14 protein-coding genes are annotated in these 17,027 nt (G+C 41.2%); 6 read left to right on the forward strand and 8 right to left on the reverse strand.

All coding sequences use genetic code 11. The annotated features are described in order from the left end of the window. Both I6E78_RS16610 and I6E78_RS16615 read right to left on the reverse strand, forming a co-directional pair. The coding region (locus I6E78_RS16610) for a helix-turn-helix domain-containing protein (protein WP_193039197.1) at positions 1-130 on the reverse strand (130 nt) is incomplete at its 3' end. Positions 131-465: 335 nt separating this feature from the next. Continuing rightward, the gene (locus I6E78_RS16615) at positions 466-1,140 is read right to left on the reverse strand and encodes a tRNA-uridine aminocarboxypropyltransferase (protein WP_197182921.1); all 675 of its coding nucleotides are present in this window, start codon (positions 1,138-1,140) and stop codon (positions 466-468) included. A 223-nt stretch (positions 1,141-1,363) separates the two neighbouring features. Here I6E78_RS16615 and I6E78_RS16620 point away from each other — a divergent pair, with 223 nt between their 5' ends. After that, entirely contained in the window at positions 1,364-1,816 is a 453-nt protein-coding gene (locus I6E78_RS16620) for an REP-associated tyrosine transposase (RefSeq protein ID WP_197182922.1), read from the forward strand. A 731-nt stretch (positions 1,817-2,547) separates the two neighbouring features. Here the strand turns inward: I6E78_RS16620 and lpdA are convergent. The 6 genes from lpdA to ampD all read right to left on the reverse strand — a co-directional run bounded on the left by lpdA (position 2,548) and on the right by ampD (position 11,715). Then, entirely contained in the window at positions 2,548-3,975 is a 1,428-nt protein-coding gene (lpdA, locus tag I6E78_RS16625) for a dihydrolipoyl dehydrogenase (RefSeq protein ID WP_192532804.1), read from the reverse strand. A 157-nt stretch (positions 3,976-4,132) separates the two neighbouring features. Next, the gene (gene aceF, locus I6E78_RS16630; protein WP_197182923.1) at positions 4,133-6,079 is read right to left on the reverse strand and encodes a pyruvate dehydrogenase complex dihydrolipoyllysine-residue acetyltransferase; all 1,947 of its coding nucleotides are present in this window, start codon (positions 6,077-6,079) and stop codon (positions 4,133-4,135) included. Between the two features lie 10 nt (positions 6,080-6,089). After that, a complete protein-coding gene (gene aceE, locus I6E78_RS16635) occupies positions 6,090-8,756 on the reverse strand; it encodes a pyruvate dehydrogenase (acetyl-transferring), homodimeric type (RefSeq protein ID WP_197182924.1) in 2,667 nt (888 codons plus the stop codon). An 83-nt stretch (positions 8,757-8,839) separates the two neighbouring features. Further along, a complete protein-coding gene (gene pdhR / locus I6E78_RS16640; RefSeq protein WP_011327101.1) occupies positions 8,840-9,589 on the reverse strand; it encodes a pyruvate dehydrogenase complex transcriptional repressor PdhR in 750 nt (249 codons plus the stop codon). 706 nt (positions 9,590-10,295) lie between these two features. After that, a complete protein-coding gene (gene ampE, locus I6E78_RS16645) occupies positions 10,296-11,147 on the reverse strand; it encodes a beta-lactamase regulator AmpE (RefSeq protein WP_197182925.1) in 852 nt (283 codons plus the stop codon). 13 nt (positions 11,148-11,160) lie between these two features. Beyond that, positions 11,161-11,715 (reverse strand): 1,6-anhydro-N-acetylmuramyl-L-alanine amidase AmpD, encoded by a 555-nt coding sequence (gene ampD, locus I6E78_RS16650; RefSeq protein WP_197182926.1) that lies wholly within the window; start codon positions 11,713-11,715, stop codon positions 11,161-11,163. Positions 11,716-12,272: 557 nt separating this feature from the next. Here ampD and nadC point away from each other — a divergent pair. The 5 genes from nadC to coaE all read left to right on the forward strand — a co-directional run bounded on the left by nadC (position 12,273) and on the right by coaE (position 17,018). Continuing rightward, positions 12,273-13,124 carry a carboxylating nicotinate-nucleotide diphosphorylase gene (gene nadC / locus I6E78_RS16655; protein WP_197182927.1) on the forward strand — a complete coding sequence of 284 codons (852 nt, stop codon included), beginning with the start codon at positions 12,273-12,275 and terminating at the stop codon, positions 13,122-13,124. Positions 13,125-13,603: 479 nt separating this feature from the next. Continuing rightward, on the forward strand, positions 13,604-14,032 hold the full coding sequence (locus I6E78_RS18855; protein WP_197182928.1) for a pilin: 429 nt from the start codon (positions 13,604-13,606) through the stop codon (positions 14,030-14,032). A 69-nt stretch (positions 14,033-14,101) separates the two neighbouring features. Then, the gene (locus I6E78_RS16665; RefSeq protein ID WP_197182929.1) at positions 14,102-15,328 is read left to right on the forward strand and encodes a type II secretion system F family protein; all 1,227 of its coding nucleotides are present in this window, start codon (positions 14,102-14,104) and stop codon (positions 15,326-15,328) included. Between the two features lie 147 nt (positions 15,329-15,475). Further along, positions 15,476-16,384, forward strand: coding sequence for a prepilin peptidase (locus tag I6E78_RS16670; RefSeq protein ID WP_197182950.1), 909 nt, complete (start codon positions 15,476-15,478; stop codon positions 16,382-16,384). A 1-nt stretch (position 16,385) separates the two neighbouring features. Beyond that, positions 16,386-17,018: a dephospho-CoA kinase gene (coaE, locus tag I6E78_RS16675; RefSeq protein ID WP_197182930.1), complete on the forward strand. Its 633-nt coding sequence runs from the start codon at positions 16,386-16,388 to the stop codon at positions 17,016-17,018. Positions 17,019-17,027: the final 9 nt, after the last annotated feature.

Here is a 17,027-nt window from a genome sequence, read left to right on the forward strand (position 1 = left end):
TGTAGTAAGCATCAGTACGCCAACGAAGAATAGAGTTGTAAACAAAACGCGTACAGCCAAACGTCTGTTCAAGTAAGGTTACTTGCTCAGGTGTTGGGTAGAACCGTTGTTTAACCGCTATTTCTTTCATGCCTTACAAGATACAAAATGTTTTTGTAAGATTCAAGCTCTATTGTTAGCGCGTTGCGCTAAAACCTTACATCCCCGGCCTAAAGGACGGAGTTTTTCGGCTCAAATGATAAATTATAAAAATATTAAAAGCGTTAGGTATTAGGTCCTAGCTTTAAATTCTCGCTAAGTGATATAGATTGATCCTCATTCATAGACAGGAGATTACCTCGCGCAGTTTTTTTATTTTAACAAGCGCGGCATAACCCCCCACTTACGGGCAACTTAAACACCAATTTTGGCTTTATCTCTGCCTGAAACCTGATACCTGATACCTAGCACCTAAAACCAGCCCTTTTACTCTGGCCTACCTTTATTACGTTTACCTAATAAGTACGCGTCGCGGAATTTTATAAAGTGCTGTTCTAATTTAGAGGCTGCATCCTTCTCTCCCGCTAACGCTAATACCATAATAGCCACTTCTGCAGTACCAAGTTGATGCGCATGGGGAGCAACACGTAAGCGGTAGTCTGAGAGTTTGTCGGCAGTGATCGATAATACCGGAAGGTTATCTAAATACGGACTTTTGCGGATCATTTTTTTAGCTTCACGCCAGGTGCCGTCTAAAAATATAAATAGCGGTTTTTTACCGGCTATTATATTTACTTCTGTTACCGCTCTGCCCGGCTCTACATCTTCAGCAGGAAATACCACCATAGGTTGATATTGCGGATCGTTTATTAATGCTAATAATTTGGCGTCAGGATCGGTTCTGTCCCATCTAAATGCATAGTTTTCAGGTATTATTTCAGCGATTAAGCGCCCAGTATTTGAAGGTTTAAAGCTTTCATTATGATACATAAGTAAACAAACAGCTGCGTCGCAATCGGCCTGTATAACCCCTTCGCAAATACAGTAAAGCTCTGCAAGTAAGCATTGCTGGCAACGTGTCATTTTAGCGCCTCGAGCGTTAAACTCACGGCGCGATTCGCTTATTTGTTGGGCACGTAATGCTAAAACGGCATTTTTCACTGGGGGTTTACCTTAAATAAATTAGGCGCGCATTGTAGCTATATTTAATGAAAATAGATATGTAAGGGCTTTAGGTATTAACAAGGTGATACAACCCGTAGGGGGGAGTTTACCTCGCGCAATGTTTTTTTAATTTTAACAAGCGCGGCATAAAGCTTTACCTTAGGCAAATTTAAAAATCACTGCTACTTTTAAATTATGACTTTTCTAATGATTATTTTAAATGAAAAATTCACAGCTACTTCGTAAAGGGCGTGTATCTTTAGCTAATCACTATTACAACGTAACTCTAGTTACATATGACAGACAATGCTTATTTACTGATCTTTATTTAAATAGATTATTAATAAATGAAATGAGAATTCTGGAGGAACAAGACGCATCTAAAACGATTGCCTTTGTGTTTATGCCCGATCATATACATTGGTTATTTCAATTAAAAATGAGCTCTTCTCTTAGCTGCTTGATTCGTACATTCAAAGGTCGCTGTACAAAACAAGCAAGGGAGCAATTTTTAATACAAAAGCTGTGGCAACCTGATTTTTATGACCATTTAATTAGGGATGAAAGCGACTTAACTAATTGTGCTCGTTATATAGTAGCAAATCCCCTTAGAGCATCTTTAGTTAAGAGTGTTGCTTTTTATCCTCATTGGGATTGTATTTATATTACTTGAACTCGCGCAATGTTTTTTAATTTTAACAAGCGCGGCATAAAGCCCCGCCTACAACCCCCCCCGTGGGCGGGAGTTTACCTCGCGCAATGTTTTTTGAACCTTAAACAAGCGCGGCGTAAAGCCCCGCCTACAACAAACACCCAACCCGTGGGCGGGAGTTTACCTCGCGCAATGTTTTTTAATTTTAACAAGCGCGGCATAAAGCCCCGCCTACAAAAAATACCCAATCCCGTGGGCGGGAGTTTACCTCGCGCAATGTTTTTTGAACCTTAAACAAGCGCGGCGTAAAGCCCCGCCTACAACAAACACCCACCTGTAGGCGGGAGTTTACCTCGCGCAATGTTTTTTGAACCTTAAACAAGCGCGGCGTAAAGCCCCGCCTACAACAAACACCCACCTGTAGGCGGGAGTTTACCTCGCGCAATGTTTTTTTAATTTTAACAAGCGCGGCATAAAGCCCCGCCTACAAAAAATACCCAACCCCGTAGGCGGGAGTTTACCTCGCGCGATATTTTTTGAACCTTAAACCTGAAACCTTAAACAAGCGCGGCATAAAGCCCCGCCTACGGACGGCCTAAACACTGAGCTTGGTTTGATCTCTGCCTAATACCTAATACCTAATACCTAATACCTAATACCTAATACCTAATACCTAATACCTAAAACCTGCTTTTTCGCCCATAAAAAAACCCAAGCTGGGCTTGGGTTTTTAAACAATTAACTAAAAGAAATTACTTTTTCTTTTTAACTGCTTTTTTATTTGGTAAGTCAGTGATTGAACCTTCGTAAATTTCAGCTGCTAGGCCGATTGATTCGTTCAATGTTGGGTGAGCATGAATGGTAAGTGCTAAGTCTTCGCCATCTGCGCCCATTTCTACTGCTAGGCCAATTTCGCCCAGCATTTCGCCTGCGTTAATACCAACCATAGCGCCACCGATTACACGGCCACTTTCTTTATCAAAAATAAGCTTAGTAGAACCTTCAGTACGTGCAGATGCAATTGCACGACCTGATGCAGCCCACGGGAATACCGCAGTTTCAATGCTAAGGCCTTGCTCTTTTGCTTCTTTTTCAGTTACACCAACCCACGCCATTTCTGGATCTGTGTAGGCAATTGAAGGAATACATTTAGGATCAAAGTAATGTTTTTGACCAGAAATAACTTCAGCTGCAACGTGTGCTTCGTGAACTGCTTTATGCGCAAGCATAGGTTGGCCAACAATGTCGCCCACTGCAAAAATGTGCTCAACGTTTGTTTTAAGCTGCTTATCAACATTAATAAAGCCGCGATCATCAACGTTAACGCCTGCTTTATCTGCATCAAGTAACTTACCGTTTGGTGTACGGCCAACTGCTACAAGTACTTTGTCGTAACGTACTGGTTCTGCTGGTGCGTTTTTACCTTCAAACGTTACATATAGGCCATCGTCTTTTGCGTCAATGCCCGTTACTTTAGTAGAAAGCATTACATTAAATTTGTCGCTTACGTACTTTTGGTAAATTTTAACAATGTCTTTATCAGCAGCAGGTACTAGTTGATCAGCAAACTCAACTACGTCGATTGCTGAACCTAGTGCACGGTATACTGTGCCCATTTCAAGGCCAATAATACCACCACCAAGTACAAGTAGCTTTTCAGGGATATCTTTAAGCTCTAGTGCGCCAGTTGAGTCAATTACGCGATCATCTTCTGGGATGAAAGGTAAGCTAACTGGTTTAGAACCTGCAGCAATAATTGCGTTGTCGAACGTAATTGTTGTTGTACCGTCGGCGCCTTCAACAGCAATGGTGTTGCTGCCAGTAAATTTACCGTAACCGTATACAACTTTAACTTTACGCATTTTCGACATGCTAGTTAAGCCACCAGTAAGTTGGCCAATAACAGAGTCTTTCCATGAACGGATTTTGTCTAAGTCAATTTGTGGTGCGCCAAAAGTAACGCCATGCTCGGCCATTGCCGCTGCGTCATCAATTACTTTAGCTACGTGTAAAAGCGCTTTTGAAGGGATACAACCCACATTTAGACATACACCGCCTAGTGTATCGCGAGACTCAACTAGTGTAACTTCTAAGCCCAAGTCAGCAGCACGGAAAGCCGCAGAGTAACCACCAGGACCACCGCCTAGTACAACAACTTGAGTTTTTAATTCGTTGCTCATGCTATTACCTTAATTATTTGAACGGGACACAGCCCCAAGGTTTAACTGCCATGCTTCTGCGAGGCAGAAATTCTGTGCAAAGATTGTATCATTGCAAATGGTAAAAATCCCAGCAAAAAACAACTGGCTGGGATTTGATTTCATACATTTTTAGCAATTACATCACTAATTGACGAATATCGCTCATGTAGCTTGCCAGTGTAACAGTAAAGCGTGCTGCTAGCGCACCGTCAATCACTCTATGGTCGTACGACATTGACAATGGCACCATAAGTTTTGGTTCAAACTCTTTACCATTCCATTTTGGCTTCATTTCAGATTTAGACACACCTAAAATAGCCACTTCTGGCGCGTTAACAATCGGCGTAAATGCCGTACCGCCAATACCGCCTAAGCTTGAAATAGTAAAACAGCCACCTTGCATATCTGCCGAGGTAAGCTTACCGTCGCGTGCTTTAGCTGATACTTCCATTAGCTCGCGCGATAGTTCAATAATGCCTTTTTTATCAACATCTTTAAACACAGGTACTACTAAACCATTTGGCGTATCAACCGCTACACCAATATTAATGTACTTTTTAAGAATTAAGCTTTCGCCGTCGTTAGACAGTGACGAGTTAATAGTTGGAAATTCGGCCAACGCTTTTGCTGCGGCTTTCATTACAAATACTAATGGCGTAATTTTAACACCTAGCTTTTTCTTCTCGTTAAGGGCATTTTGCTCTTTACGGAATTCTTCAAGGCTGGTTATATCGGCTTCGTCGAACTGAGTAACATGTGGGATTTGCACCCAGTTACGGTGTAAGTTTTTACCCGATAGCTTTTGAATACGCGATAGTTTTTTCTCTTCAATTTCACCAAACTTAGCAAAATCAACTTTAGGCCATGGAATAAGCCCAAGCTCACTGCCGCCTGCGTTGCCTTTACCTGCCGACAATTGACCAGATTCAACTTGCTTAACTAAGTTTTTAACATAGTTTTGCACGTCGTCTTTTACTACGCGGTTTTTACGACCAGAGCCTTTTACGTTAGCTAGGTTTATACCAAACTCACGTGCTAAGCGGCGTACCACAGGCGATGCATGTGCATACGCGCTGTTATCAGCAAAGCTTTCGTTGCTAGCTGCTGGAGCAGATTGCGTCGCTGTTTCGGCTTTTGGTGCTGGCTTTTCGCTTTTAGCAGCAGGTGCTGATTTTTCGGCTTCAGGCTTAGCTGCTGCAGCAGGTGCGCCACCAGCAACTTCAAAAACAAAAATTAACGAGCCGGTCGATACTTTGTCGCCCGTAGCTACTTTAATTTCTTTAACTGTGCCTGCAAACGGTGCCGGAAGCTCCATTGCCGCTTTGTCGCCTTCAACGTTTAGTAGCGATTGATCTTCAGTAACGCTGTCGCCAACGGCTACTAAAATTTCGGTCACTTCAACTTCGTCGCCACCAATATCAGGCACGTTAACTTCTTTTGTGCTTGATGCTGAGCTTTGCTCGGCTGCCGGTGCTGCTTTAGTTTCGGCTGGTGTTGACTCAGCAGCTGGTGCTGCAGACTCACTATCCGCTACTTCAAATACAAATACCAATGAACCGGTTTTTACTGTATCGCCAGTCGCTACTTTAATTTCTTTAACTGTGCCAGCAAACGGCGCAGGCACTTCCATTGATGCTTTGTCGCCTTCAACGCTTAAAATAGACTGATCTTCGCTAACGCTGTCGCCAACGGCTACTAAAATTTCAGTTACTTCAACTTCGTCATCGCCAATATCTGGCAAGGTTACGTCTTGTGCTGCAGAGCCAGAAGCCGCTGGTGCTGGTTTAGCGTCAGTTGCAGGCGCTTTTTGCTCTGCTGCACTGTCGCTTTTGTCTGCACTTTCGCCTTCACTCTCGCCTTCAAAGATAAACACTAAAGAGCCAGTAGCTACGTTGTCGCCAACGCTTACTTTAATCTCTTTTACTGTGCCAGCTGTGTCGGCCGGTACTTCCATTGATGCTTTGTCGCCTTCAACGGTTAGTAATGCTTGGTCAACTTCAACAACGTCGCCAACGGCTACTAAGATTTCGGTTACTTCTACTTCATCACCACCGATATCGGGTACTTTAATTTCAATACTCATTGCAAACCTCTTATGCGTACAGTGGGTTAAGTTTGTTGGTGTCGATATTGAACTTTTTAAGTGCTTCAATAACTACCGACTTTTCAACTTCACCACGTTTAGCAAGTTCAGATAACGTAGCAACTACAACGTAGTCTGCGTTAACTTCAAAGTGACGACGAAGGTTTTCGCGGCTATCAGAGCGGCCGTAACCATCGGTGCCTAACACTTTATAGTTATTGCTAGGAATAAACGAACGCGCTTGCTCTGCGTAGTTTTTCATGTAATCGGTTGCTGCAACCGTTACTGAATCGTTTAATACGCTAGTGATATACGCAGTTTTTTGCTCGCCTTCAGGGTTAAGCATGTTAAAACGCTCAACATCTTGGCCATCGCGCGTTAGCTCGTTAAAAGACGTTACCGAGAATACGTCAGACGCAACACCGTAGTCTTCGCTCAATACTTTAGCTGCTTTACGTACTTCAGTCATAATAGTACCCGAGCTTAATAGCTGTACGTTGGCTTTTTTGCCTGCGTAGCTTTCTAGCTTGTAAATACCTTTACGAATACCTTCTTCAGCGCCTTCTGGCATAGCTGGCTGATGGTAGTTTTCGTTCATTAACGTTAAGTAGTAGTAAATGTTTTCTTGATCGTCACCATACATACGACGAATACCATCTTGAATGATAACCGCTACTTCGTATGCATACGTTGGATCGTAAGAAATACAGTTAGGTACTGTGCTGGCAAGAATATGGCTGTGGCCATCTTCGTGTTGTAAGCCTTCGCCGTTAAGCGTAGTACGCCCTGCTGTTGCACCTAATAAGAAACCACGTGCTTGCTGATCCCCTGCCATCCATGCCATGTCGCCAACGCGTTGGAAACCAAACATAGAGTAGTAAATGTAAAATGGGATCATGGGTAAATCGTTGGTGCTGTAAGATGTTGCTGCAGCAACCCATGACGACATTGCACCTAACTCGTTAATACCTTCTTGCAGTACTTGACCCGATGTAGCTTCTTTATAGTAAGAAACAATATCGCGATCTTGAGGTGTGTAGTTTTGGCCATGCGGGTTATAAATACCAATTTGGCGGAACAAACCTTCCATACCAAAGGTACGTGCTTCGTCGGCAATAATAGGTACTATGTTTTTACCAATGCCTTTGTCTTTTAATAAAATATTAAGTGCACGAACAAAACCCATAGTGGTAGAAATATCACGTTTTTGCTCTTCAAGTAGCGGGTTAAACGCTTCTACTTCTGGCACTGTTAACTTTTCGCTAAAGCGTGCAATACGCTTAGGTGTATAACCTTTAAGCTCTTCACGACGAGCGTGTAAGTAAGTGTGCTCAGGAGTGCCTTCTTCAAGCGTTAAATAAGGCAGTTCGGATAGTTGCTCTTCAGATATTAAATCGTCAAGGCCTAGGCGTGAGCGTAGGTGTGCAACATGCGACATGTCCATTTTTTTAACTTGGTGCGCAATGTTTTTACCTTCAGCCGCTTCACCCATGCCGTAACCTTTAACGGTTTTAGCAAGAATAACAGTAGGACGACCTTTGGTTTCTTCTGCTTTTTTAAATGCAGCAAATAATTTAGATGGCTCATGACCACCACGCTTAAGCGCAAAAATTTCGTCATCTGTCATATCAGCAACAAGTGCAGCTGTTTCAGGGTAACGACCAAAGAAATGTTCACGTACATACGCGCCATTTTTTGCTTTATACGTTTGGTAATCGCCGTCAACCGTTTCGTTCATTAGTTGTAATAACTTACCGGTTTTATCTTTAGCCAGTAATATATCCCAACCGCTGCCCCACACTAGCTTAATTACGTTCCAGCCAGCGCCTTTAAATAGGCCCTCTAGCTCTTGAATAATTTTACCGTTACCCATAACTGGGCCATCTAGGCGCTGTAAGTTACAGTTAACTAAGTAACATAGGTTGTCTAGTTTTTCGCGTGCAGCAAATGAAATAGCGCCACGTGATTCTGGCTCATCCATTTCACCATCACCTAAAAACGCATATACACGTTGGTTTTTAGTGTCTTTTAAGCCACGGCCGTCTAGGTATTTTAAAAAGCGTGCTTGGTAAATAGACGAAATAGGACCAAGGCCCATAGAAACCGTAGGAAACTGCCAAAATTCAGGCATTAATTTAGGATGCGGGTACGACGGTAAGCCTTCGCCACCTACTTCTTGACGGAAGTTATCTAGCTGCGATGCCGATAAACGCCCTTCAACAAATGCGCGTGCATAAATACCCGGAGAAATATGCCCCTGGTAATAAACTAAGTCGCCGCCGTCTACATCGTTTGGTGCTTTAAAAAAGTGGTTAAAACACACTTCATAAAATGCCGCAGACGATTGGTAAGACGCCATATGGCCGCCTAAATCGAGATCTTTTTTCGATGCACGCAATACAATCATTATCGCGTTCCAACGAATTATTGAACGAATACGGCGTTCAATATTTACATCTCCCGGGTAAGCAGGTTCTTGCTCTACCGGAATTGTATTGACGTAGTTAGTGGTAATACCCGTTGGCATATCTACGCCATCTAAACGGGCTTGCTCTAACACTTGCTCAAGTAAAAACTGAGCTCGTTCAACACCTTCTTCGCGCACAACCGATTCAAGAGCTTGTAACCACTCTTGTGTTTCTAGCGCGTCTACGTCAATTTTATTGACTTCAGACATATGGAGGTTTCCTTATGTTTAAAATACGAATGTTGTGTATTTAACACATCCCACTTACTAATTTTGAGTAAGGATGTATTTGCTTAATTTTGTTTAGTGCGTCTTAAACTGCGTTCAATTCGCGAATGTTCTTTACCCGCTTCCAGTAATGCTTCTTCTATATATGCTAAATGCGCATTACTAGCTAAGCGTGCTTCTTCGGGCTTACCTTCAATAACAGCATCCATTAGCAAGCCACGGTGGTGGCCTAATTGGTTACTGATATCTGATTTTGTTAATAACACGGTTAAATTTTGCAATACATTTTGCTCAAGCAATGCCTGCATGCCTCTCACTAAATGTAGTAAAACAATGTTATGTGACGCCTCTGCAATACAAAAATGAAAAGCATTTATTGCTTTCGCTTTTTGTTGTAAATCGTCTTGTACCAAAGCAATTTGATCAAAGCTTTGTTTTACTTTAATAAAATCGTTATTGGTGCCACGCAGTGCAGCGTAATACGCAGCAATTCCTTCTAATGCATGGCGAAATTCAAGTAAATCAAACTGCGACTCAGGATGTTTACTGATCAAATCAAACAGCGGATCAGTAAGCCCTTCTTCGAGCTGATTTTTTACATACGTACCGCCGCCTTGGCGTCTGGTTACTAAACCTTTAGCTTCAAGCTTTTGAATCGCTTCGCGCAGTGATGGCCGCGACACTTCAAATTGCTTAGCTAACTCACGCTCCGGTGGCAGTTTTTCGCCTGGTGCCAACGAACCCTCAAGAATCATGTTCTCAAGTTGTTGTAAAATCACATCCGATAATTTTGCAGCTTTAATCTTTAAAGACATCAGTCAACGTCCGCGTTGTATAAATACCAAAAGCCCTTAAAACCAGGCTTTGAACTGAACAATTTAGCCAAAAGGTAAATTGGTCATACCAAATTTTGACATACGGTAACAAAAAGCCTAATTGCTGTCAATTTACAGTAGCTTTAAGGACACTTAGCCAGCGTAACGCATTCAGCGCAAAGTTTAAAGAATACACAAAATAGTATAAATAAAGAAAGGTAAATGAGACGAAAATAAATTGGTCAGACCAGGGAGGGTAAAAGTGATAACGGAGAGTTTAGGTGTTAGCAGTCAAAAATAAGTAAACACCCCGTAGTCCGCAGTGTAACTTTAATGAAAGCCCGTTTATTCACAAAGAGGCTAAGAGAGCGCTGCGCTTTAGAGCAGTGAAAAGTAATAGCTTAAAATGTTAACTTTTTTAATGTTTCCTCATTTACTCTCATTGCCTTCTCTTTGTGAAATAGTATCTTTGTTTGAAAAGAGAAGTGTAAAACCGCACTTACACAATCCACACACCGTGCTTAGTTTTATCTTTTGTCTGGAATTTGTAGTGCCAAGCTTGCTGGCGCGATATTTTTAACAAAAATTATAATTACTTAAAACATTCGCACTACGTGCGCGGTGGCAAGCCCCTCGCCTACGTATAACCTCAAACACCGAGCTTGGCTTTATCTCTTCCTAAAACCTGACGCCTAAAGCCTGCCCTTTAATCCAGCCCACCAAACAGGGTTAATAATGCAATCAGTACTAAATAAAACAATACATTACGTTTTACCAGTTTAATCATACAAGTGGCTTCGTACGCGCAGTCGTAGTAGCGTTTTTCTACTTGCTCTGCGGCTAAGGCGGTGTAAGTAACCACTTTGCGGTTAGGGCTTGAAAAATCAAGCGCGTAGCGTAACCAGCAACTAGTGCCTTTATTAAAGTTACCTATTACTAAATAACCAAAGCTGGTAATACGCGCTGGTAACCAGTCAAGCCAAAATAATAATCTGTGTAGCATTTTAGAATGCTTTGCTATTATTTCGTCTTCATCTTGCGTTACTAAATCGGCGAATGTGCGTACGAGTGCATATAAAACCGCACCGGCTACGCCTAATATTACAAACCAAAAAATCACCGCGCAGTAAAATCTAAAGTTAACCCATGCCAGGGTTTGCCCAACAGTTTCGCCGTCTTGTTCTTCTTCGGTGCGATTTTGCCCTATTTGCAGTGCATATAAGGTCGCTGCGGTTTTATCATCTCGGGTTAAAGCATTTAAGTACGACTTATATAAAGCACGCTGTTTAGCACAACCAAAGCAGACTAATAATATTGTTACATTAAAAATAAGTTGCCACAGCACAAAGTCAGACAGCAAATATAAACAACCAATAGCCAGTACAGGTAAAAGTAGCCACACTAAAAAGCCAACACCCGAGCCAAATACGCCTTTATTAGTGAGCAGGTTTGCCGAGCGATTTACATAACCGTCTGCGTAGTAGCTAATTTGCCAATGGGCTGAACGAGCACCTAAGCGCTCAAGTATTAATGCAATTATTATCGAAACCAAAATCATTGTTGTTACTCACTTAGCCTGATTGTTTAAGCATAGTTAAAAATAAATGCCAGTTAAAGCTACTACCGGGGTCTGTTTTTCGCCCTGGTGCTATATCGCAATGCCCTACAATTCGCTCTGTTGTTATATTTGGATAGCGTTGCATTATGGCTTTACTTAGTGTTTTTAAACTAGTGTATTGCGCTAAAGTATAAGCGGTGGTGTCGGTTCCCTCAAGCTCAATGCCAATGCTAAAGTTATTGCAGTTAGTTTGCCCATTAAATTCAGACGCACCAGCATGCCATGCTCGCTTAGTAAATGGCACGTACTGCACTAGCTCACCGCTGCGTTTAATAAAGCAATGTGCCGACACCCGCACACCGTGTAAATCGCTAAAGCTGCTATGCGCTTCACAATTAAGCGTACCCATAAATAAATCATCAACATAAGGCGTGCCAAACTGCCCCGCCGGCAAGGATATATTGTGAATTACCAATAAAGAAACGTCTGTATCACTCGGGCGCTCATCAAAATGCGAACAACCACGCTGCACAGCACAATTTACCACCCCATTTAAATCTATGTTCATAATTTAAATCAAAAGATCGACATAACATCGATGCTAAAGGATTTAATTTAAAAATGATAGACGCAGCAATAAAAGCTTACCAACCACCGAATTTGTAGCCGGGAATTTACCTCGCACAGCTTTTTAATTTTAACCAGCGCGGCATAAAGCCCCGCCTACACATAACCTAAACACCGAGCTTGGTTTGGTCTTTATCTAAAACCGACCCTTTTCACAAAGAGAAGACAATGAGAGTAAATGAGAAGCCACTTAAACAACTAATTTATTTTTACTACTCTAAAGCGCAGCGCCCTCTTAGCCTCTTTGTGAATATGTTTTTCGCACTACGTGCGGCGCGGTGGCAAATCCCTCGCCTACAGGTAATTTAAACATCGAGCTTATCTCTACCTAAAACCTGATACCTGATACCTGAAACCTGCTCTTCCCTAAAACCTGACACCTGACACCTGAAACCTGCTCTTCCCTAAAACCTGACACCTGCCTTTACCACAAAGCTGGTTATTGCAATTCAAACATAGTAAAATTTGCTTAATTTATTTACTGTTACGAGCTTTTTTATGCCTATTCCACACACTTTAGTTAGTCAACTAGTTACTCTTGCACTTGGTGAAGATTTAAATTACCAAAGTGCTGAAAATGGCGACATTACCGCGCAACTTATTCCTGAAAACGAGCAAGCAAACGCTAAAGTAATTACCCGTGAAGACTGCATATTTTGTGGTAAAGACCTAATTATTGAAGTATTTAAGCAAGTAGATCCAAGCGTTGTAGTAAATGTACTAGTAAACGATGGCGATGCAGTTACAGCTAACAGTACTTTATTTACAGCAACAGGCTCGGCTCGCGCTATTTTAACTGCCGAGCGTACAGCACTTAACTTTGTACAAACACTTTCGGGCACGGCTACTACCACAGCTCATTATGTAAAAGAACTTGCGGGTACAAAAACCCAACTACTCGATACCCGTAAAACCATACCTGGTTTACGCATTTTACAAAAGTACGCCGTTAAATGTGGCGGCGGTGCAAACCACCGTATTGGTTTATACGACGCGTTTTTAATAAAAGAAAATCACATAGCAGCGTGTGGCGGTATAAACAAAGCCGTGGCGCAAGCTAAACAAAACCAACCAAACAAACCAATAGAAGTAGAAGTTGAATCACTTGTTGATCTAAAACAAGCGCTAGATGCCGGTGCCGATATTATAATGCTCGACAACTTTAACGTAGAGCAAATAAAGCAAGCTGTAGTAGTTACTAACAAACGCGCAAAACTTGAAGTTTCGGGCAATATGACCCTACAAACGCTTAAAACTTACTCACAAGCTGGTATAGATTTTATATCAAGCGGAGCGTTAACAAAAAACTTACAATCAATCGATTTATCAATGCGATTTGAACAATTTTAAAGCAATAATGGGTAATTAATACCGCTAATTAATTGACAAGTTAAGTAAAAAAGCATTAAATAACCCAAAAGGCTTACTTTGTAACAAATTGTTAAATAAAATCGCTTTTTTATAAGAAGATACGTGCTAAACACTAAAATAAAATGGTAGACTAATTCTGTTGTACTATTTTATTTAAAAAGTTAGTCATAAATAACTAGTACTTTTAGTTTTTAAAGACATAATTAAAAACTAAAGCAACTAAACTACTTACTTTATGCCTATACTCTTTGTTGCTACAACGTGTAGTGCTCTTAGTAAACTTTTATAGTTAGTACTAATTCACATTCGGCTTTTGTGTTTCATACTCTAAAGCTAAAGCTAAAGTGTAATAAAATTAATTTTAAGTAAAACTGTAAAGTAAATCAGTTAAATTAAGTGAGGCATTTTGCCGCTTAAGTGATTTAAGTTACAAAAATCTATCCTTTAGGAGAGGAAACATGAAAACAATGACTCAAAAACAACAGGGTTTCACCCTAATTGAATTAATGATTGTAGTAGCAATAATAGGTATTCTTGCTGCAATTGCCATACCACAATATCAAAATTATATTGCGCGCTCTCAGTTCGCCGAAGCACACGCATTACTTGGTGGTTCAAGAATTGCAGTTCAAGAGCGCGTTACACAAGGAACTGCATTCGACGGCGATGCTCTAGGACTAAATTTGGCAGGTAATTACGGTGATATTACAGCACCAGATGACTACGTGGCTAATGCGGCGACATACTCTCTTGTATATACTTTTGATAACGCTAATACTAACTTAGTTGGTAAGTCAGTAACTTACACTTACACTGCTGCTACAGGTAAGTGGGCTTGCACAACTAGTGTAGCTCAAACATACGCTTCAAATTGTACTACTGTATAGCTACTAGTACAGCACTAAGGGACTAGGGTAGCTTTTCGCTACCCTTTTTTATTAAATACAGGCTTTAATATGGCAAAAAAACAAGATAAGGGCCTTGATACTTTTCAATGGGTAGGCGTTAGTGCTCGAGGTAAAAAATTGGAGGGAGAACTAGCCAGCACAAGTATCGCCTTAGTCAAAGCCCAATTACGTAAACAAGGTATAACTCCCTCAAAAGTAAAGCGTAAAGCAAAACCACTCTTCGGTATTCAAAATACCCAAAAAATAACACCTAAAGATATTGCTCTAGTTACCCGCCAAATTGCAACTATGTTAATGGCGGGCGTTCCTTTAATACAGGCCATTGAAATGATCGGTTCGGGCTCATCCAATAAAAGTGTAAGTAAACTGATGGAAACCATTGCTGATGAAGTAAAGGCTGGCCAACCGTTATCGCAAGCCCTGCGACGCCACCCGCGTTATTTTGATGATTTATATTGTGATTTAGTGGCATCGGGTGAACAATCTGGTGCTTTAGATAAAATATTCGACCGCGTGGCTATTTATAAAGAAAAATCTGAAGCGCTTAAATCAAAAATTAAAAAAGCGATGTTTTACCCTATTTCTGTATTGGTTATAGCAGGTATTGTTACCTCAATATTGCTAATATTTGTAGTACCGCAGTTTCAGGATATTTTTGCAGGTTTTGGTGCTGAACTCCCTGCATTTACTCTATTTGTAATTGGTATATCGGAGTTTATGCAAGAATATTGGTGGATGATGCTAATAGTAATTGTTGCATTCGGTTGGGCGTTTAAAGAGGCACACCTTAAAAGCTTAAAGCTGCGCGATGCTACCGACCGAGCCATATTAAAACTACCTGTTATTGGCATAATTTTAAATAAAGCGGCTGTTGCCCGTTACGCTCGTACGCTTTCGACTACTTTTGCGGCTGGTGTACCGCTAGTTGATGCGCTGGATTCTGCTGCAGGCGCCTCGGGTAATGCGGTTTATCGTTATGCTATTTTAGAAATAAAAGCCGAAGTTAGCTCAGGTAACCAAATGAACTGGGCAATGCGTAACTCTAAAATATTCCCTGATATGGTAATACAAATGGTGGCTATTGGTGAAGAGTCAGGCTCGCTCGATGGCATGCTAGGTAAGGTAGCGACTATTTATGAGCAAGAAGTTGATGATGCAGTAGATGGACTATCAAGCCTATTAGAGCCGATGATTATGGCAGTACTAGGCGTGCTAGTAGGTGGTTTAATTATTGCCATGTACTTACCTATATTCCAACTAGGCTCTGTTATTTAATTGCCAAAAATAACATTTACAGGAAATAAAAGAGAAGCTTACCTTTTTGTTAAGGTATAGCTATTAATGTCTTCTCATTTACTCTCTTTCACTTCTCTTTGTGATAATAATTTCACTTAATTTTTAGAACAATTTTCAGGTAATATGATGCAAAGTATTATAGAAGTAATGCAAAGCCAATTGTGGTTTTATTTAACCACTATTGGCTTGGTGAGTTTGTGTGTTGGCAGTTTTTTAAACGTAGTTATTTACCGTTTACCACTAATGATGCAACGCGAATGGCAAGGCGAATGCCGTTTGCTGCTAGAAAGCGAGCTGAAAAGTAATAAAGCAAACACTAACGAGCCTTTTAGTTCAGGTTTAAACTCAACTTTTAATTTAGTAAAGCCCAACTCTACCTGCCCTAAATGTAAAACCGCAATTAAAGCGTGGCAAAACATTCCTGTTATTAGCTGGTTATTTTTAAAAGGCAAATGCGCCAGTTGTAGTAACCCTATATCGGCCCGCTACCCTATAGTAGAGGCAATAACTGCACTATTAAGCCTAGTGGTTGCGTATAGCTTAGGCGCTACCGAGCAGGCTTTACTTTATATAGCAATTACTTGGGCTTTAGTGGCACTTACCTTTATTGATATTGACCATATGCTACTGCCCGACCAAATTACCCTTCCGCTTGTATGGCTGGCGCTTATTGCTGCAGTACTGGGCTATACCGTTACCCCAGCTGATGCCATTATTGGTGCGGCTTGCGGCTATTTAAGTTTGTGGAGCGTATTTTGGCTATTTAAATTACTTACCGGTAAAGAAGGCATGGGCTATGGCGATTTTAAATTACTTGCCGTGTTTGGTGCTTTGCTTGGCTGGCAATCACTATTAACCATTATTTTGCTCTCGAGCGTAGTGGGCGCCATTATTGGTATTGCGCTATTAACTATTCAGGGTAAAGACAAAGCCACCCCCATTCCGTTTGGCCCCTACCTTGCTATTGCAGGCTGGATCACCATGTTATGGGGCGAGCAATTGCAAACTAGCTACTTTAATTTAATTGGTTACTAATATGAGCGAACAAACTGTTAAAGTAACAAACATAAATAATTGGGTGCTGGGTTTAACTGGCGGTATAGGCTGTGGTAAAACGGCTGTAAGCAATATGCTTGAAGCGCTGGATATTTGCGTTGTTGATGCCGATATTATTGCGCGCCAAGTAGTTGAGCCAGGCAGCGAAGGACTAAAGGCAATTGTTGCACACTTTGGTGCTGATATACTCTTAGCCGACGGCAATTTAAACCGCAGTGCTTTACGCGAGCTAGTTTTTAGCAATACTGTGCATAAAAACTGGTTAAATACGCTATTACATCCACTTATTCGCCAGCAAATTATTACCGATTTAAATAACGCCACCAGCCCTTATGTGGTACTGGTTGCCCCGCTACTTTTTGAAAACGGCCTTGATAAATACTGTAACCGCACTTTACTTATAGACGTGCCAAAAAACGTGCAAATAGAGCGCACGGTTAAACGTGATAACATAAGCTTAGAGCAAGTAAATAGTATTATTGCCGCGCAAATGTCGCGAGAACAAAAACAACAACAAGCAGATGATATTTTAAATAACGATCGCAGCCTAACTTTAGTTAAGCACGACTTAATAGCTTTGCATAAAGGCTATTTAAAATTGGCGTTAAAATAGCCATAAATT

This window comes from Pseudoalteromonas sp. NZS127 (genome assembly GCF_015864805.1).
Classification (GTDB): domain Bacteria; phylum Pseudomonadota; class Gammaproteobacteria; order Enterobacterales; family Alteromonadaceae; genus Pseudoalteromonas; species Pseudoalteromonas nigrifaciens.